Origin of the sequence: Stutzerimonas frequens, assembly GCF_024448335.1 — a bacterium.
Classification (GTDB): Bacteria; Pseudomonadota; Gammaproteobacteria; order Pseudomonadales; family Pseudomonadaceae; genus Stutzerimonas; species Stutzerimonas frequens.
The window spans coordinates 132,579-150,823 of the sequence record NZ_JAMOHM010000002.1 but is presented as its reverse complement, the minus strand read 5'-3'; the positions used below and the strand labels follow the sequence as shown (position 1 = coordinate 150,823).

Annotated in this window: 13 protein-coding genes and 1 pseudogene; all 14 read left to right on the top strand. The window is 56.6% G+C overall.

Annotated elements, in window-relative coordinates; all coding sequences use genetic code 11:
- The first annotated feature begins 24 nt into the window (after positions 1-24).
- The 14 genes and pseudogenes from ihfB to NAO55_RS03360 all read left to right on the top strand — a co-directional run bounded on the left by ihfB (position 25) and on the right by NAO55_RS03360 (position 18,220).
- Positions 25-309, top strand: coding sequence for an integration host factor subunit beta (gene ihfB / locus NAO55_RS03425; protein WP_013983116.1), 285 nt, complete (start codon positions 25-27; stop codon positions 307-309).
- Between the two features lie 232 nt (positions 310-541).
- Positions 542-2,022 (top strand): annotated as a pseudogene (locus NAO55_RS03420) (MBL fold metallo-hydrolase RNA specificity domain-containing protein).
- Positions 2,023-2,055: 33 nt separating this feature from the next.
- Entirely contained in the window at positions 2,056-3,189 is a 1,134-nt protein-coding gene (gene wecB, locus NAO55_RS03415) for a non-hydrolyzing UDP-N-acetylglucosamine 2-epimerase (RefSeq protein WP_102840241.1), read from the top strand.
- Positions 3,190-4,458, top strand: coding sequence for a UDP-N-acetyl-D-mannosamine dehydrogenase (gene wecC / locus NAO55_RS03410; RefSeq protein ID WP_102840242.1), 1,269 nt, complete (start codon positions 3,190-3,192; stop codon positions 4,456-4,458).
- Positions 4,459-4,500: 42 nt separating this feature from the next.
- Entirely contained in the window at positions 4,501-5,532 is a 1,032-nt protein-coding gene (locus NAO55_RS03405; protein WP_102840243.1) for an SDR family NAD(P)-dependent oxidoreductase, read from the top strand.
- Between the two features lie 59 nt (positions 5,533-5,591).
- A complete protein-coding gene (locus NAO55_RS03400) occupies positions 5,592-6,776 on the top strand; it encodes an NAD-dependent epimerase/dehydratase family protein (protein WP_102840244.1) in 1,185 nt (394 codons plus the stop codon).
- 50 nt (positions 6,777-6,826) lie between these two features.
- Entirely contained in the window at positions 6,827-8,614 is a 1,788-nt protein-coding gene (locus NAO55_RS03395) for a CgeB family protein (protein ID WP_102840245.1), read from the top strand.
- Complete coding sequence (locus NAO55_RS03390) at positions 8,611-9,711, top strand: glycosyltransferase family 4 protein (protein WP_102840246.1); 1,101 nt, start codon at positions 8,611-8,613, stop codon at positions 9,709-9,711. Before NAO55_RS03395 ends, NAO55_RS03390 begins: the two co-directional genes overlap by 4 nt.
- Positions 9,704-10,678, top strand: a complete 975-nt coding sequence (locus NAO55_RS03385; protein WP_102840247.1) for an NAD-dependent epimerase/dehydratase family protein — start codon at positions 9,704-9,706, stop codon at positions 10,676-10,678. Before NAO55_RS03390 ends, NAO55_RS03385 begins: the two co-directional genes overlap by 8 nt.
- 61 nt (positions 10,679-10,739) lie before the next feature.
- Positions 10,740-12,047 (top strand): sulfotransferase family protein, encoded by a 1,308-nt coding sequence (locus NAO55_RS03380; RefSeq protein ID WP_146030730.1) that lies wholly within the window; start codon positions 10,740-10,742, stop codon positions 12,045-12,047.
- Positions 12,048-14,387, top strand: a complete 2,340-nt coding sequence (locus NAO55_RS03375; RefSeq protein WP_102840249.1) for a bifunctional glycosyltransferase/CDP-glycerol:glycerophosphate glycerophosphotransferase — start codon at positions 12,048-12,050, stop codon at positions 14,385-14,387.
- Positions 14,388-14,418: 31 nt separating this feature from the next.
- The gene (locus NAO55_RS03370) at positions 14,419-15,204 is read left to right on the top strand and encodes an ABC transporter permease (protein ID WP_102840250.1); all 786 of its coding nucleotides are present in this window, start codon (positions 14,419-14,421) and stop codon (positions 15,202-15,204) included.
- An 8-nt stretch (positions 15,205-15,212) separates the two neighbouring features.
- Positions 15,213-17,090 carry an ABC transporter ATP-binding protein gene (locus NAO55_RS03365; RefSeq protein ID WP_180981642.1) on the top strand — a complete coding sequence of 626 codons (1,878 nt, stop codon included), beginning with the start codon at positions 15,213-15,215 and terminating at the stop codon, positions 17,088-17,090.
- Positions 17,091-17,113: 23 nt separating this feature from the next.
- On the top strand, positions 17,114-18,220 hold the full coding sequence (locus NAO55_RS03360) for a glycosyltransferase (protein WP_102840252.1): 1,107 nt from the start codon (positions 17,114-17,116) through the stop codon (positions 18,218-18,220).
- Positions 18,221-18,245 lie beyond the last annotated feature (25 nt).

The window sequence follows — 18,245 nt, the reverse complement described above, 5'->3', positions numbered from 1 at the left end:
CCGCTTGAAAACGAAGGGAAAACCATGACCAAGTCGGAGTTGATCGAGCGAATCGTCACCCAGCAGGGGCTGCTTTCATCCAAGGATGTCGAGCTGGCCATCAAGACCATGCTCGAGCAAATGGCTCAGGCCCTGGCCACCGGCGAGAGGATCGAGATCCGCGGCTTCGGCAGTTTCTCCCTGCACTACCGCGCCCCGCGCATCGGCCGTAATCCCAAAACCGGCCAGTCCGTCAGCCTCGACGGCAAATTCGTTCCGCATTTCAAGCCGGGGAAGGAATTGCGGGATCGGGTGAACGAGGAGGACTAGAGCCCTGGCCTCTGTAAAAGGCGGGCCGTGCAGCATGTGCAAGTTAGCGAGTTGCCCCGGCATCTAGAGCTTCGAGCTGGTCGCGCCAGATTTGTTTGCGAAGCTGTAGATCGATGGTTCCCCACTTGGCCAGTTATTTGCGGTGGCCACACTTGGTGTAAGGGCAGCCGCATGGCAAAATGCCGGCCGTTTTGCGATGTCCGTCACAGCGCGAGGTTAAAGGAACTAACCGATGCTTTCCCCCCTAATCAATCACCACGGATCGACTACCGGAGTGACCGGCTCGTGCCACGAATTGCATGCCGATGCCGTCAACAGCTACCTGATCGACTGCGGTGTATTTCAGGGTGGTGACACCGCCAATGAGGGACAGACGGGGGGGGGCAGTCTAGGTATTGCATTTCCGATCGATACGATTCGGGCACTCATCGTAACGCACGTACATATTGATCACGTTGGCCGGATCCCCTATCTGCTCGCTGCTGGATTCAAGGGCCCTATTCTATGCAGCGAGCCCTCCGCCAAATTGCTGCCCATTGTGCTCGAAGATGCTTTCAAGATTGGGGTGAGTCGAGACCAGAAGCAGGTCGAGCGCTATATCAAGCTGATTGAGCGGCGCATCATTGCCTTGCCCTACAACACTTGGTTCAACTTGCGCGAGGCCAGTGATCTCATCTGTCGTATACGCTTGCAGAGAGCCAGGCATATTCTCGGCTTGGCGTACGTCGAGCTAGATCTGACTTATCCAAAGACCGGTGAAAACAAGCGAGTTGCGTTTTCCGGAGACCTTGGTGCGCCGCACGCACCGATGCTGCCCGCCCCGAAAGCACCTTATCGTGTAGACATCCTCGTTATCGAAAGCACTTACGGTGATCGGCAGCACGAGGATCGCTGCACCCGCCGTCAGCGCCTCGAGCATGTTATCCAGCGGGCCTTGCAAGATGGCGGGACAGTACTGATTCCTGCGTTCAGCATTGGCCGTACCCAGGAGCTGCTATATGAGCTGGAAGACATTATCCATCGCGCTCAAACCAAGTCCGCAGCATCATCCCGGGATGGGGTTGAAGCCAGCGGGCCTGATGGTGCTCAGGCGTCTGGTCTGGAAAAGAATTGGCCAGAGCTTCCCATCATCCTCGACTCTCCGCTCGCAAATCGCTTCACTGCAGCCTATCGGGAACTGAAGCCCTTCTGGAATCAGGAGGCCATCAAGCGTGTACAATCCGGCCGCCGCCCGCTGGGGTTCGAGCAGCTACTGACAGTCGACAGCCATGCCGAACATCTACGAATGGTTGGATATCTGGCACGCAGCGCCCATCCGGCAATCGTTATCGCCGGTAACGGCATGTGCTCTAGTGGGCGTATCGTCAATTACCTGAAAGCGATGCTGGGCAACCAGAGGCACAACGTATTGTTCGTTGGTTACCAGGCGGCAGGCACGCCTGGTCATGCTATTCAAAGCTTTGGCCCAAAAGGCGGTTACGTCGATCTCGACGGTGAGCGTTTGGCAATCAGAGCCGGTGTGACGACCATTGGCGGCTACTCTGCTCATGCAGACCAGGATGGTTGGTGAAATTTGTAACCAGCATGCGGCGACGGCCATCTCACATACGCATCGTTCACGGCGAATCAAAAGCAAAGCAAGCATTGGCCGCAAGGCTCGCCGCTATTTATCAGGACAAGCAACAACCGTTGCAGCTGGAAATCCCGCAATAAGGCCCTCGCGCCGGCTCAAGCTATGGATATGGTATGACAGTCAAAACCCTATGCGTCTTCGGGACACGGCCGGAAGCGATCAAGATGGCCCCGCTGGCCCTCGCTCTGAATGCCGACTCGCGTTTCGACGCTAAGGTCTGTGTTACCGGGCAGCATAGGCAGATGCTTGATCAGGTACTGGGCCTGTTCGATCTGATCCCTGATTTCGATCTGAACATCATGAAGCCCGGTCAGGACCTGTCGGATATCACTAGCGCAATTCTTAAGGGCATGAAGCAGGTATTTTCCGACTTCAGGCCCGACGTGGTGCTGGTTCATGGTGATACCGCCACGACTTTTGCCAGCACGCTTGCCGCTTACTATCACCAGATACCCGTTGCTCATGTCGAGGCAGGGCTGCGAACCGGCAATATGTATTCGCCCTGGCCGGAAGAGGGCAACCGCAAGCTAACAGGCGCGCTCGCCACGCTGCATTTCGCACCCACCGAAACCTCCCGCCAAAATCTGCTGCGCGAGGGCATCAAGAATGGCATCGAGGTGACAGGCAACACAGTTATCGATGCGCTGTTGCAAGTGGTGACGAAGCTGCAGAAGGAGGTGACGTTGCAGCAGAGCCTTGATCGGAAATTCAACTTTATCCGCCCGGACAGCCGATTGGTTTTGGTCACCGGGCACCGACGCGAAAGCTTTGGTGGTGGGTTTGAGCGAATCTGCCAAGCGCTGGCCGAAACGGCGAAGGCTTTTCCGGATATCGACATTGTCTACCCGGTCCACCTGAATCCGAACGTGAGCGAGCTCGTCAATCGTCTATTGGCAGGCATCGACAATATCCATTTGATCGAGCCGCTGGATTACCTGCCTTTCGTCTACCTGATGAACCGCGCCTATCTGATTCTTACCGACTCAGGTGGCATACAAGAAGAAGCCCCTTCGCTGGGCAAGCCTGTTCTGGTCATGCGTGACACCACTGAACGACCCGAAGCGGTCGAAGCCGGTACCGTAAAGCTGGTGGGTACGGATGTAGCAGCGATCAGGAATGGGCTAAGTACCCTGCTGACTGATGAGCGCACATACCAGTCCATGGCCTACGCTCATAACCCGTATGGGGATGGCAAGGCGTGCTTGCGGATCATCGACACACTCAATTCCGTGATTAAGAGACCATAAATGACTTTTGGCACCATTGCTGTGGTCGGGCTTGGTTACATCGGCCTGCCCACGGCAGCTGTATTTGCGTCCCGCAAGCGCAAGGTGATTGGCATCGACATCAACACCCACGCTGTTGAGACGATAAACCGCGGAGAGGTGCATATCGTCGAGCCTGACCTCGACATCCTCGTGCACGCAGCCGTGACCGAAGGGTATCTGCGCGCCACTACGGTGGTAGAACCCGCAGATGCATTCCTAATTGCTGTGCCTACGCCTTTTAACGCCAATCACGAGCCTGACCTTTCCTACATCGAATCGGCCAGCAAGGCGATCGCCCCTGTATTAAAAGCTGGGGATCTGGTGGTTCTTGAGTCTACGTCTCCGGTAGGAGCCACTGAACGGATGGCGGCCTGGCTCGCTGAAGCGCGCCCTGATCTGACGTTTCCTCAAACGGCTGGCGAAGCCTCTGACATTCGGATTGCTCACTGCCCCGAGCGCGTATTGCCTGGGCACGTACTGAGCGAGCTGGTGCATAACGACCGAGTGATTGGCGGGATGACGCCGCGCTGTTCGGAAGTGGCGACGAGCCTGTACAAGATATTCGTCGAAGGCGAGTGCGTGATCACCAATGCGCGCACTGCCGAGATGTGCAAATTGACGGAAAACAGCTTTCGCGACGTAAACATCGCCTTCGCCAATGAGCTGGCCGCCATCTGCGAGAGGCTGGGGATCAACCCTTGGGAGTTGATCGCTCTGGCCAACCGTCACCCGCGCGTCAATATCCTTCAGCCCGGCCCAGGTGTTGGTGGCCATTGCATTGCCATCGATCCGTGGTTCATTGTCGATGCCGTCCCCGATCAGGCGCGAATCATCCGCCAGGCGCGCACGATCAACGACGAGCGTCCGCTGCAGATTGTGAGACAGGTTGAGGATATTTTGACAAGTTGGCAAGCCCAACATGGCGGGCGACAGGCCAAAGTAGCGTTCCTTGGCCTGAGTTATAAGGCGAATATTGATGATTTACGTTCCAGCCCAGCGCTTACTATCGTCAATACGATTTCGGCGAAGTATCTCGACGCAGTCCTTGCTGTCGAGCCGCACCTGACGGCTGCGCCCGCCGCCCTGCATCCAAACGCGCAGTTCGTGGAACTGCAGGAGGCCCTACAAAAGGCCGATATTCTCGTACTGCTGGTAGCCCACAAGGACTTCCAGTCGGTACAGCTAGGCAATAACGCCAACCAGGCGGTATTGGATACATGCGGTGCCTGGAAAGGTATTGCGATCTAAACGAAGTAAGCCCCCCAGGCGAGCAAATTACAGGAAATCGACATGACGATGTTTTTCGAAGACAAGAAGGTGCTGGTCACTGGCGGTTGCGGCACGGTTGGCAAGGAATTGGTCAATCAGCTGGTGTACAAGTATGGCGTCAAGGAGCTTGTCGTTCTGGATAACAACGAAAGCGAGTTGTTCTACCAGACCGAGGCCTATCGCGATCATCACAACGTGCACTTCTACCTGTGCGACATCCGCGACGAAGGCGCGCTGACCCGCAAGATGGAAGGCGTCGATATCGTCTTCCACACCGCGGCATTCAAGCACGTCATTCTCTGCGAACAGGTGCCGCACGAGGCGGTGCAGACCAACATCCTCGGTGTCGACAACATCGTTCGTGCCGCGGTCAACTCCGGCGTGAGCAAGGTCATCTTCACCAGCTCCGACAAGGCGGTGAACCCCACCAACGTGATGGGCACCTCCAAGCTGATGGGCGAGCGTCTGATCACCGCCGCCAACGTCGAGTTCAAGAAGTCCGGCTGCATCTTCGCCTCCACCCGTTTCGGCAACGTGCTCGGCTCGCGTGGTTCGGTCATCCCGATCTTCCGCGAGCAGCTGCGCAAGGGTGGCCCGCTGACCCTGACCCACCGCGAAATGACCCGTTTCATCATGAGCGTCGAAGAGTCGGTCCAGCTGATCGTCGACTCCGCCATGCTGGCCAAGGGCGGCGAAGTGTTCGTCACCAAGATGCCGGTCATCGCCATCAAGGATCTCGCCGAAGTGATGATCCGCAAGCTGGCCCCCGAGTACGGCCAGGACCCGGCGAAGATCGAGATCAAGGAAATCGGCGTCAAGCCGGGCGAGAAGCTCTACGAAGAGCTGATGACCGGCGAAGAAACCGGTCGCGCGCTGGAGCTCGAACGTTACTTCGTCGTCAAGCCGGCGATCATGAAGCGTTTCACCGACATCGACTACAGCTACCAGGGCGTGGTCTCCGAACAGGTGGAGAACCCCTACAACTCGGCGAACGAGCCCAAGCTGAGCCAGGACGAACTGGCGGTGTTCCTCGTCGAAAACAACCTGATCTGAAGAAGATCGCAGCAACCGCCGGCGGGCAGCGCTCGCCGGAAACTTTTCAGGAGTGAAACATGCACGTATTGATTCTCGGCGGCGACGGCTACTTGGGTTGGCCCTCCGCCATGTACTTCTCGGCCCGCGGCTATCAAGTCACCGTGGTCGACAACTACCTGCGCCGCAACAACTGCCAGGACCTGGACGTCGGCATGCTCTACCCGATCCCCACCCTGATGGAGCGGGCCAAGATCTGGCACGAAAAGACCGGCTACGAGATCAAGGTGGTGATCGGCGACTTGGCCGAGCCGCAGGTCATGCGCTCGCTGTTCGATGGCAGCGTCAAGTACAACTGGTGCGTCAACCCGGCGTTCACCGGCATTCCGGAAACCGTCGTGCACTATGCCGAGCAGCCTTCCGCGCCGTACTCGCTGATCGACTACGCACACGCTGACCAGACCATCGTCAACAACCTGCGCGTGACCAACAACCTGATGTTCGCCGTGCGCGACTTCTCCCGCGATACCCACATCATCAAGCTGGGCACCATGGGCGAGTACGGCACCCCGAATATCGACATCGAAGAAGGCTGGCTCGAGATCGAGCACAAGGGCCGCAAGGGCAAGTTCCTGTTCCCGCGTGCCGCCGGCTCCATCTACCACACCACCAAGGTGATGGACACCGACCTGATGTGGTTCGGCGTGCGTATGTGGGACCTGCGCGTAACCGACCTGATGCAGGGCCCGGTCTACGGCATCGAAACCGACGAAGCCGCCATCGACCCGCGCCTAAACACCATCTTCAACTACGACGAAGTGTTCGGCACCATCGTCAACCGCTTCATCGTCCAGGCCGTGGTCGACTACCCGCTGACCGTATACGGCAAAGGCGGCCAGACCCGTGGCTACCTCAATATCAAGGACACCCTGCAGTGCGTTCACCACTCCGAGAAGGCCCCGGCCGCCAAGGGTGAGCTGCGCATCTTCAACCAGATCATGGAAACCTTCTCCGCCAACCAACTGGCCGATATGGTGCAGCGTGTGGGCCAATCCCTGGGTTACGACGTCAAGGTCAACCACCTGGAGAACCCGCGCAAGGAAGCCGAAGAGCACTACTACAACCCGACCTACCAGGGCTTGATCGACCTGGGCGTGCAGCCGCACTACCTCACCGACGAGGTCATGGCCGGGATGTTCCAGGTAGTCGGCAAGTTCAAGGAAAACATCCGCAAGGATGTGATCTTCAAAGGCATCAAGTGGTAAACAAGGAAAAGGCGCGGCCTTGAGCCGCGCCAACTAATAAGGCGAAGAAGATGTCCGATGTTGTTGATCGTTATGGCGATCTCAACGATTCGTTGTTGAGTCGAATTAAGTTCTACTGCCCGCCGCGAAATGATGAGGTTATTGGCTCTGACGCTATTGGCGGTGAGCTTAGTATTGGCGCTCTAGTGACGGGTCGGTTGAATGCTGCACTTCGTTACGAGTCGAATGTGCATCTTCTGACGCCAAGTAACTGGAAATTTGTTCTTGAGCATTCCAAGCTTGATTTTATTCTGATTGAGTCGTGTTTTGAGACCGTTACGCGCGACTGGTATATGGCTCAGTTGACGCAGAATGACGCCAATGCTGAGCTGCGAGAATTACTGGGGTTTGCTAGGGGTAACGAGATTCCAACAGTCTACTGGTTTACCAAAGATAGCCAGTACCACAGTAATTATGCTGCCTTTGCGGCGCTGGCGGACCATGTTTACTGTGCTGATCCAGAAGAACTTATACTGCTTGAGCGGCAGGGTATTTCAGCCAAGTTGCTGCTGCCTGCCGTTCAGCCTAGGATTTTCAATCCCTACAGATCATCTCATTCTGAGCAAGACGATATTGGGGTGGTCTACGACGGTCTAATAGATATCATAAAGTCTGCGGAGAAGTTTGATTATCTCAGGCGCGCAGGAATTAGCTTGTGCGACTCTAATAATCAGCTGTTTGCCGGCAAGCTAAATTCTTTGTCTGTCGAGGGCTGGCGTGTACTTGGTAGTGTCGATATTGCGCATAAGCCGGACCTGATTAAATTTTCTAAAGGAGTTTTAAGCTCAAGCCAGTCCGTGATCGCAAAGACTGAGCAGCAATGGATGATGGTTGAAGCGGCGGCCTGTCGAGTGCCTCTTTATCATTTGGGGGAAATTCCGAGCGACGATATCAGGGGGGGGCTCTGCTATTCGACGTCCTCACTCGATGAATTAGGGCTTAAGCTTGAACGTGATGCGGAGGACTACCTTTCCTGGCAGCATCAGGCGCATCTAGCCTGGCGTGAGGTAAATGCTCAACATACCTACGCGATGCGGCTGGCTACGATTGCCCAAGATCTTGGTCTGGAACAAAAAAATGGACCGGATTTTATGGCGTCTGTGTTGGCGCCAACCTACAGGAAGGATTTCATTCCGCGAGTGTTGGAAACTTTTCGAGGGCAGCTGTACGAGAAGAAAGAGCTAGTTATTGTCTATAACGGCGATATGGCAGACCTGGCGAATCAGGATTTTGGTTTGGCCGCTAACGAGAGGATTGTTGCGTTGCCGGGCGAGATGTCTGCTGGCGCATGCTTGAATCTGGCATATCAACTGGCAATCGGTACTCATACATTTCGAATGGATGATGATGACTACTACGGGCCTTATTATCTATTTGATAGTATGTTGCATCTTGGTATTGTTGATTGCGATATGTACGGCAAGCCACCAAAGTTTGTATATTTTGAAGAAGACCGACAGTTGTATGCGCGGAGTGTACAAATGCGGGATTTGCAGGTTTTTCCCTCAGAAAAGTTGGGAGGTGAAAGCTTGTGGCTAGCTGGGAATACAATAGGGCTGAGGAAGTCCGCCGCTAACATGCCCAGGTATCCGGACGCTAGCGTAGCTACTGCAGATACATTTTTAGCTCTGGTTGCAGCTGATTATGGCCTAAAGGTTATGTGTATGGATGTAATGAACATCGTGGTTAGTCGGCGTGCAGATTTGTCAAGCCATACTTGGGCTATGGGGCATGACAAGCTAAAGCGAGGAGCCGAGCTTGTTCGTGGCGGCATTTCTGATGTGTTGGGGATTATATGAGAGTCGCCTATATTACTCGTACGACATACGGTGTTCTTGGTGGCGGAGCTAGTTATTTTTTTCCCGAGAAAATTTCTCAGTTTGCCGAGGTTATGGTTATTGCGCCTACTCCCAAAAAAGGCAATGAGAAGGTAATCATGCCTGTTGGTCGAGTGCGGGTTTGCTCCGTGCCAGCCGGGCAAGGGGAAGACGCGCTGTATCAGGTGTATCGTTTGCTTGCGGACTTCAGGCCCGATGTTGTGCATGTCTTTCACTCCCCTAATTGTCTTTTTTATGTACAAAAATTGAAGGGCGTGTTGCCTAGCGCTAAGTGGGTGTTGGATTTCAGGTCTCCACCTATAATCCCAGCTTGGCGCGATAGACTTAGGGTTAGGTTTAGATACTTTGCGTGCCAGATGCTGTATGACCACATTTTCACGCATTCGCATCGAACGATCAGCCAAAATCTACCGCTGCGTATCAGGCGGGTTCGGGAGGTTTGCCCCGGGGTAGAGTTGGCTTCAATAGGTGGTCGACATGAGAGTTGTGGTGGTAGCCCAGAAAGATTTGTATATATTGGCAGCGTTACTGCGTCTAGGCGATTGGATATATTAGTGGACGCTTTTGTCACATGGTCGCGACAGTTACGAAAGCCGGTGCATTTGGATATATATGGGGCGGGTAACGCACTGGATGAGTTACGCGCACGGGTCAGCCAGGCTGGAGGCGAGAGCTGCGTTGTGTTTCATGGCGCGATTGATCAACAAAGCCTGCTCGAGAAATTACCTGGCTATGATGTCGGAGTGGCCTATGTCCCTGACGATCTATTTGCCAAGGCTCCCTCGCTAAAGTCTCTTGAATATGCTGCGGCAGGCATCAGGATCTTGGCGTCTGATACCGTGGGACACCGAGATTATGCGAAGCGATTTGGTTTTCAGTTTGCTTTTTTTCGCAACGATATTCGATCAATTGTCGCCGCGTTGGATCGTATCTACTGTGACTCCGAGTCGCTTTCCGACCCTGCCGTGAACCTGCAATGTGTCGAACGTTTTGATTGGTCCAGCATTGTGCGAGACCAGCTACTGCCAGCTTATAAGGAAATGACCCAGCATGACTGATGCTGTTTTGATTACAGGCGGGGCCGGATTTATTGGGCGCTCTCTTATTTGCAGACTTCTTGAGTTGAACCCCGGTCTGCATATTCGAGTTCTTGACAATTTTTCGGTCGGCTCTCCTGAAGATTTGCAAGGTGTGTGCTCAGTACAGGACTGGGTCGGAGGCATTGCTGCAGGCGTTCATGTCGTCAGAGGTGATATTCGGGATTTCGCTTGTGTTCAAGCTGCTACCGAAGATGTGGGTTGCATTGTCCACTTGGCGGCAAATACAGGCGTTGGACCCTCGGTCGAAGAGCCGCGCTTCGATATGGAGAGTAATGTAATTGGGACTCTGAATATGCTTGAAGCTGCCAGGCATTCAGGCGTAAAAAAGTTCGTCTTCGCTTCTTCTGGGGCCCCGGCGGGTGCTGTGGAGCCGCCGATTCACGAAGAGATCGCTCCGCATCCGGTGTCACCTTATGGGGCCAGCAAGCTGGCCGGTGAAGGATATTGTTCGGCCTATTACCACAGCTTTGGTATTAATACGATCGCTTTGCGCTTCGGCAATGTGTATGGCCCTAATTCAGCGAAAAAGAGCAGTGTTGTTGCGAAATTCATTCGGCAGGCAATGAATGATGAAACCTGCGAAATTTATGGTAGCGGCGGTCAAACTCGAGACTACATCTATATTGACGACTTGGTCTCTGCGATTATCTGCGCTATGCAACGGCCTATAGGCGGTGAGGTCTTTCAGATTGCTGTCGGAGCCGAGGTTACGTTGTTGGAGTTGGTGGAGAAGATCCGGGCTTCGCTCTTTCGATACGGAATAGATATGCGTGTCACCAATACGGATTCGCGTATTGGTGATGTGCTGCGAAACTATGCCGATATTCGCAAGGCCAGAGAGGTGCTGGGCTGGGAGCCGCAGTTCGATTTGCAGCATGGCCTCGATAGAACAGTCGAATACTTCGTTAATCGTTCGCTGAGTTGATTTTATGCAAAGCCGTCCAGTAATAGTTTTGGGGCCTGGCCGATCCGGCACGTCGATGTTGATGAGCGTTCTGGCGGAAATGGGAGTGTCTACCGTTTCCGGTGCGAGTACCATTACTGGTGATCAGAATCCCGAAGGGGATTATGAAGATCGCGAGTTGGTAGCCATCAACCATGAAATCCTGAAAAAGATAGGTGGGCACCCCTATTTACCTGTTCCAGATGGTTTTCTCGATATGTTCAATTCGAGGAGATACATAGGAAGCATTCGGGAAATCGTTTCGGCGCGCTTGGCCGGCGTTGATCGATGGGCGTTCAAGGATCCTTTGACGGCTTCACTGATGCCGCTTTGGGTGCGCGTTTTCAACACGGAAAAACTTGCGCCAATTTATTTGCTCGCAGTGCGGGACCCTGCCGCGGTAGCCGTTTCAATGAATCGTCAATATGACGATTCATTTATTATGGCCGAGTTGGTGTGGTTGATCAGGGTCTGTGACGCTTTGTTCCATACTGGCGGTAATTGTATGGTTGTTCACTACGAGGATTTTTTCTCTGGTAAAGCGGATTCCTTGTGCCGGGAACTGCAAGGCTACATATACCCAGAAGGGCACTTGGCTAGCTCTGAGTTTGTTTCGACGTCAAAGGTAAAACCCGCTCTCAATCGTTCGGCCTACAGTGAATATCAAGTTCAAAATCCGTTAGTGCGGAAGCTGTATTTTGAGCTTTCTAAGTGCAGAGGAGCCGATTTTGATAGGGCCGCGCTGATGAATGTGGTGCTCGAGTGCCGATCAGCTATGCATCAATTTAGTGGTTGGGCAGAGCTGGCATTGACCTTCTATAAAAAAAGTAATGCGTTGCGGGCTACAGTAGACGCACAAGGCAAAAGAGAGCCGCAGGCTGCGGTGGATGAGCGTATAACTGGCGCCCTAGAGCAGGCATTGGCAGAAAATGCAAATTTTCTGCAAAAACAGATAGCCCTAGAGGAGCAGTTACGAGTTTTACGTATAGAATTCTCTGAACGAGAGAAGTCAGTTATCGAGTTTCGCAAGTCCCTTCAGAGTGCGAGGGAGCGAAGTGACGGCTTGGTTAAAGAGAATTCCGAGTTGCGCGTCGAGTCTTTGCGTTTGGCGAAAGTCGAAGCGCAGAGTTCTAGGTTGTCCAAAGATATATCGGATGTTCGCCAGCGACTTCAGGCGCAGCGTAAGAAAAATGATCAATTGAGTCGGAGGCTGTTTGCTCTTAAGTCCTCTACTTCTTATCAGTTTTCCCTTCTATGTGTTAAGGCTATACGTCAGCCCGGAAAGAATACTGTCATGTTGCCGTTCAGGGCTTTGAGTTTGATTGTGGCTGTTCTGGCGGGGCGTAAGTAGATGACTGCTTTGGTTGATGCAGGCATAAAAGTTACAGTGGTGGTTCCGCTCTACAATACAGCGGACTATATCGCCGAATGTCTCGATTCGGTATTGGCCCAGACGTTGAAAGAAGTCGAAGTTATCGTCGTCGACGATGGTTCTACGGATGGCGGCGACAAACTGGTTGAGCAATATTGCGCGCGATATCCGCAAGTCAAACTGCTGCGTCAGGAGCGTAAGCGGCAGGGCGCAGCAAGGAATCTGGCACTTGCCCATGCCAATGGCGAATATGTTTCTTTTCTGGACTCCGACGACACTATTCCTGTCGATGCCTACGAGAAGATGGTGGCAGTCGCCAAGCAATATGGCAGCGACATGGTCTGCGGCATTCAGCAGTCTTTTAGTCAATGGCGCAAATGGATCGGGGTCCCTGTCCATCAGCGTGAGTTCAATCGTCTGATTGAGTGCACCACCATCGGCGAGATGCCGACGCTGATACAGGACATCAGTGCCTGCAATCGCCTGATCCGTCGGGAAAGCATTGAGAAACACGCGATGCGTTTCCCCGAGGGGACGGCTGGCGAAGACCTGGATTTCATGGCCAGGATGTATTTGAAGTGCGATGTGATCACTATCTTGCCCGAGGTGGTTTACAACTATCGCGGGCGTGATGATTCGCGCACCAGTCGAATATCTCCGCAGTTCTTCGAGGATCGCGTAGCGGTCACTGAAAGCCTTGAGCGGCCTTTTGCCGAGAAAGGCGCGTTGGATATCTACCAGCGCTTGCTGCGTTCCGAAGTCAGGAAGCTGGTAGGCAATCGCTTCTTGAAAGTGATCAAGCAGTCTGCATACGACGAGCAACTGCAGATATTTGGCATCATCGGCCGCCTGGTGAAAAAGTTGTCACCGGAAGATATGCGCTCCGCGGAAGACTATGCGCTGCGTGAGCAAGTGCGCATCATCATGCTCAGCGCTCAGGAGTACGACGCGCTGGTGGCCTATGAAAATGCCCCGCGCTCACCGCGCTACTTGACCCTGCTCAAGTCCGATGCCGCTAAGGCGCAGCTTTTCGAACCCATGATGCGTATGCAGTTCCAGGGCCTGGCCCGTTTCGAGCGGGTGCAGAAAATCCAGAACTCCCGGGTATTTGCCGTGGCCTCGCGTATCAGCCTGTTGGCGGCGAAATGCCTGAAGCTGGCGTCGACGGTCAAGGGCCTGCCGATGCTCAAGTACTTCGCGGCGGCGCCGGTGGCCAAGCTGGCCGGGGCGTTGCAGCCGAACAAGGCCATCTGGCTGATGGACGAGCGGATTGCCAGCAGTGCCGAGGACAACGGCTACTTCTTGTTCAAGTACCTGCGCGAAACCTACCCGCAACTGCCGGTCTTCTACGTGCTCAAGCGCAGCTCGCCGCACTGGAGCATCGTGGCGCCGCTGGGCAACGTGGTGGCGCAGTACTCCTGGAAGCACGCCTATCTGCTGTGGCGCGCGCGGGTGATGCTGTCAACCGACAGTTTCCGAGGCCTGGACTATGCGAGCGAGTCACTGCCGCGCCTGCGTCGCAAGACCTTGAACGTGTTCCTGCAGCATGGTGTGGCCGGCAACAAGACCATGACCTACACGCGGAAGAACTATCCTTACTTCTCGCAGGTGATCGTTTCCAACGGCATCGAGCAGGCGTTTTTCAGTGGTCACTATGGTTTCACTCCAAAGCAGGTGAAGCTTACCGGCATCGCCCGGCTGGATGCCCTGGCGCCTCGGCGCGGCCCCGAGCGTTCGCGCAAGATTCTGGTGGCGCCCACCTGGCGGCGCTGGCTCAAGGGGCAGAATCAGATTCAGGCCAGCCGCTACTACCACGCCTGGAACAGCTTCCTCACCAGCGCGCGCCTGGCCGAACTGCTGGAGCGGCACCAGATGGAGCTGTATTTCCGTCCGCATTTCAACATGATGCATTTCATCGACGAGTTCGAGAAAGGTTCGCCGCGGGTTCATGTGATCCGCGATCTCGATCAGCCGCTGCATCATCTGATTCGCGAGGCGGATTTGCTGATCACCGATTACTCCAGCGTGATGTACGACTTCTTCTATCAGGAGAAGCCGGTGCTGGGCTACATGTTCGACCGCTACGAGTGGGAGGTGCAGCCGCCGGGGCCGCCGCACCTGGACTACGAGCGCGATCTGGCGCTGGAACTGGTCACTACCGAGGACGCGTTGTTGCAGCAACTGCAGCAGTGCCTGGAGGGCGGCTGCGAGATGTCTGCCGACAAGCGCGGTCGTCTAGACAAACTGTTCAGCCACCGCGACGGCGGCAATTGCGAGCGTATCTACCGGGCCGTGGTCGAGGAACTGGCTCAGCCATGAACAGCACACTCGAACAGGGCAGGGGCCGCTGATGCTGCAACTGCTTAAGGATCTGCGGCACTACCATCATGCCCTGGTAACGCTATTCTCGGTCAATGTTAAGACCACCGTAGCCTCGGCCCGCCTAGGCTGGCTGTGGTGGTTTCTCGACCCATTGATCATGATGGCGATCTACTTCTTCATCATCCGAGTGGTGTTTCAGCGCGGGGGGGAGAACTACCACCTGTTCGTGTTGTGCGGCATCGTCGCCTGGCAGTTCTTCGCGCGCTCCTTGACCGCTGCGGTCACGGCGATCAGCAAGAACCGCGGTATCATCCGCCAGACCAGCACGCCAATGGGCCTGCTGATCGCCGTGCCCTGTACGGTGCAGCTGTTTTTCGCCTCGGTGGGCATGCTGATCGTCATGTGCTGGTCCTATGCGACCCTCGGCGTGCAATCCCTGGCGGTGCTGCCGCTGCTGTTGCTGGTGTTCTTTATCGCCTATGCGGTCAGCCTGTTCGTGGCGGTGACCCAGGTGTTCTTCGCGGATACCGCGAAGCTGGTGGCGTATGGCATTCGTGCCGGGTTCTTCCTCAGCCCGGTGCTGTACCCCACTTCACGGGTGCTGGATGCGGATAACATTCCCGCCTTTGCCAAGCTGCTGTTCGAGCTCAACCCCATTGGCTGGATCATCGAGGCGTTTCGCCGGGTGATTCTCGACGGGGGGATGTTCGACTGGCTGCAGTACGGCGTGCAGTTGGCGCTGGCGTTGCTGCTGGTGCAGGTGGGGCTGCTGTATCTGCGGCTGTGCAGCAATCGAATCGTGAAGATGCTCTAGGGGTTTATGTGGCACGTTTGGTTCTTTCGCTGCATTCGGAATTCGACAACAAGTCGGCTATCGGTGTGTTCGATAGCGAGCAGGGGCTGCAGTACCTGCAGATCGAGGATCTCTCCAATTCATTGAGCCAACCCCAGCTACGCGGCCTGTGCTGCGTGGGGAACCGGCTGTATGTGACGACGCCGTCGAGCCTGCGGATCTACGCCATCGACCCTAGCCCGGGGCCGGGCCAGGCCTGGTTCCGCTTGCAGCGCGAGGTGGTGCTGCCGGAATGGGTGCTGGACAAGCGCCCCGACGCCGGGCTGCTGGCCGTGCACTACGCCGCCGGCAAGGGGCGTTTGTTGGTGGCCTGCAATGCTCTGGCGAGCATCGAGGAGTTTGACCTGGAGGGCGAGTTCCTCGGTCGTCGCCACCTCTGGCAGATCGCCCCGAAGCACTTTCAGGTGCCGGCCCAGGCCTCGGGCAAGAGTGGTTTCGGGCATATCCGCGGTATTTGCGAGAATCCCGCCGGGGAGCTGTTCCTGACCGTGGCGTTTCGCAACTGGTCGGATGCCGGCAGCGTGATCGGCTACGACTCCGGCGAGTTGCTGCTGGACCAACTGGAGACGCCGCATTCGGGTCTGTTCCTCCATGGTCGCTACTTCGTGCTGGACGTGCAGCGCGGCAGCCTGCTGGGCCTGCCGTTGGCCGCCGGTGGCGAGACATTGCAGGCCAAGGCGACGAACCAGAGCTTCGCCGCGCGTGGGTTGAAGATCAATCTGCGCGGGCTGGCCGGCGACAGCGAAGGCCTGTACGCGGGGTTCTTCAACTTCGAGAAGGACGAGAAGAAGAAGGTCGCGTCGCAGATCGTCCGCTTCGATCCGCGCAGCGGTGCACAGGACAAACTCTATCTGCTGCCGGAGGTGGCGGGTTTCCGTTTCCCGGCGCCATTCTATCTGAGCCCCTTTGCGGCGGATATCTGCCGCGTCGTTGGCGACTCACCGCTGCTGGTCGATGCCACCCGGCCGCAGTCCTGCCCGGCCTCGCCGGTCGTGGAGGCGCCGCGCGCAGAGCTTCCGCTACCTGTGGTCAAGGCTCCGGTCGTCGCGGTGCAGAAGTCGGCAGCGGTGCGCAAGGAACAGCCGCTCGGCAAGCCGGTGATCGAGGTTGCCGACGTCAGCCTGTCCTATCGGCGCGGGGTGCGCCTGCATACCTGGCTGCGCCAGCGCCAGGATCGAGATTTCAGAGCGCTCAAGGGCGTGTCGCTGACCCTGCGCGAGGGCGAGGTGCTGGGGCTGGTCGGGCGTAACGGTTCGGGCAAGAGCACCATGGGCATGCTGCTGGCCGGTATCCTGCAGCCCGACCTGGGCAGTATCGAGCGACATGGGCGGATTCAGTTGCTGTCGCTCGGCATCGGCTTCAACAACGAGTTGTCGGGGCGCGACAACGTGTTCGTCAACGCGGCGTTGCTGGGCCTATCGCGGCGCGAGGTGCTGCAGCACTTGGACGAGATCATCGAGTTCTCCGAGATCGGCGAGTTCATCGACGAGCCGATCCGCACCTACTCGGCCGGCATGCGCAGCCGCTTGGCGTTCGCCATCGCCACGGTGATCCAGCCCGATGTGCTGATTCTCGACGAGGTGCTCTCCACCGGGGACGACTCCTTCCGGCACAAGGCCGAGGCGCGCATGCGCGAGATGAAGGGCAAGGCGAAATGCGTGGTGATGGTTTCTCATAGCGCCAACCAGATCAAGAAGCTCTGCAGCCGGGTGGTCTGGCTGGAGCGGGGGCATCTGATACTCGATGGCCGGCCGAAGCAGGTTATGCCCGAGTACGAGGCGTTTTGCCAGAGCCCTGAGAAGTGGCTGCGGCGTCACCCCAATGTCGCGGCGAGGCTGCAGGAGTGAGTCACGAACCGCCGAGCGTGCTGATGCTTGCCCCGGTCCACCGGGCCTGGGGCAATCGGGTTGTACGCGAATGCGTATCCCTGGCCGAGGCGGGCTACCGGGTTAGGGCACTGATGCGCTGCGAGCAGGAGCATGTCGCCGAGGGTGTGACCTTCCTGCCGGCTCCGGCTTATCGCAACCGCCTGCAGCGCTTTCTCAATTTGCCGCGGGTGTTGCACATGGCGCTGGCGCAGCGCGCCGACATCTATCACCTGCACAACCCCGATATGATCCCGCTGGCCCTGCTGCTCAAGCTGCTGGGCAAGACGGTGATCTACGACACCCATGAGGATTATTCGCAGCGGCTGCTGCTGCGCAGTTGGCTGCCGAAACCGCTGCGTTGGCCGATGGGGTATCTGCTGTCGCTGGCCGAGCGCGGGCTCAGCCATTGTGTGGATGCCACGCTGGTCACGCAGGAGCGCCAGCTGCCGCGTTTCTCCAAACGCTGCCGGCTGTTGCGCAACGCCCCGGTGCTGTCCGCGACGCTGATGGCGCGCGTACGCGCTCAGGCAGAGGCCCTGGCGCGCGAGGCTAGGCCCTATCGACTGATCTATGCCGGCGGCCTGTCCCGGGCTCGCGGGCTGTTCAATGCGCTGGATGCACTGCAGGGCCTCAATGCACGGGGCCTGGCCACCCGCCTGTGGTTGCTGGGCCCGGAGCTGGAGCCCTGTCTTGACCAGGCGATGCGTCATCCGGCCTGGTTGCATGTGGACTACCTGGGTCTGCAGGCGCACGAAACCGTGCTGGCGCATATGATGCGTGCCGACGTTGGTCTGGCGGTGCTCGCCGATGAAGGCGATCATGCAGCGGCCAGGCCCACCAAGTTGTTCGAGTACATGGCCTGCGGTTTGCCGTTCGTGGCCAGCGACTTCCCCTTGTGGCGCGAGTTTGTCGGTGACCGTGGCGGCCTCTGGGTTCGAGCGGATGACCCTGCGGGGTTGCTCGAGGCGTTATTCGCGCTACTCGAGGACGATGCCTGGCGACGAGAGCTGGCCGCGCAGGGAGGCGAGTTCGTCGCAGGCTTCAACTGGGGCGAGGAGCAGCAGAATCTGCTGTCGTTATACGAGAAATTGAGTCGACGTATGGGCTGAATAGTCCTGCGGTCGATGTGATTGC

Excerpts from the sequence above, each read along its gene's own strand:
- ihfB (WP_013983116.1), top strand. The coding sequence starts at position 25 with ATGACCAAGTCGGAGTTGATCGAGCGAATCGTCACCCAGCAGGGGCTG.
- wecB (WP_102840241.1), top strand. The coding sequence starts at position 2,056 with ATGACAGTCAAAACCCTATGCGTCTTCGGGACACGGCCGGAAGCGATC.
- wecC (WP_102840242.1), top strand. The coding sequence starts at position 3,190 with ATGACTTTTGGCACCATTGCTGTGGTCGGGCTTGGTTACATCGGCCTG.
- NAO55_RS03405 (WP_102840243.1), top strand. The coding sequence starts at position 4,501 with ATGACGATGTTTTTCGAAGACAAGAAGGTGCTGGTCACTGGCGGTTGC.
- NAO55_RS03400 (WP_102840244.1), top strand. The coding sequence starts at position 5,592 with ATGCACGTATTGATTCTCGGCGGCGACGGCTACTTGGGTTGGCCCTCC.
- NAO55_RS03395 (WP_102840245.1), top strand. The coding sequence starts at position 6,827 with ATGTCCGATGTTGTTGATCGTTATGGCGATCTCAACGATTCGTTGTTG.
- NAO55_RS03390 (WP_102840246.1), top strand. The coding sequence starts at position 8,611 with ATGAGAGTCGCCTATATTACTCGTACGACATACGGTGTTCTTGGTGGC.
- NAO55_RS03385 (WP_102840247.1), top strand. The coding sequence starts at position 9,704 with ATGACTGATGCTGTTTTGATTACAGGCGGGGCCGGATTTATTGGGCGC.
- NAO55_RS03380 (WP_146030730.1), top strand. The coding sequence starts at position 10,740 with ATGAGCGTTCTGGCGGAAATGGGAGTGTCTACCGTTTCCGGTGCGAGT.
- NAO55_RS03375 (WP_102840249.1), top strand. The coding sequence starts at position 12,048 with ATGACTGCTTTGGTTGATGCAGGCATAAAAGTTACAGTGGTGGTTCCG.
- NAO55_RS03370 (WP_102840250.1), top strand. The coding sequence starts at position 14,419 with ATGCTGCAACTGCTTAAGGATCTGCGGCACTACCATCATGCCCTGGTA.
- NAO55_RS03360 (WP_102840252.1), top strand. The coding sequence starts at position 17,114 with ATGCTTGCCCCGGTCCACCGGGCCTGGGGCAATCGGGTTGTACGCGAA.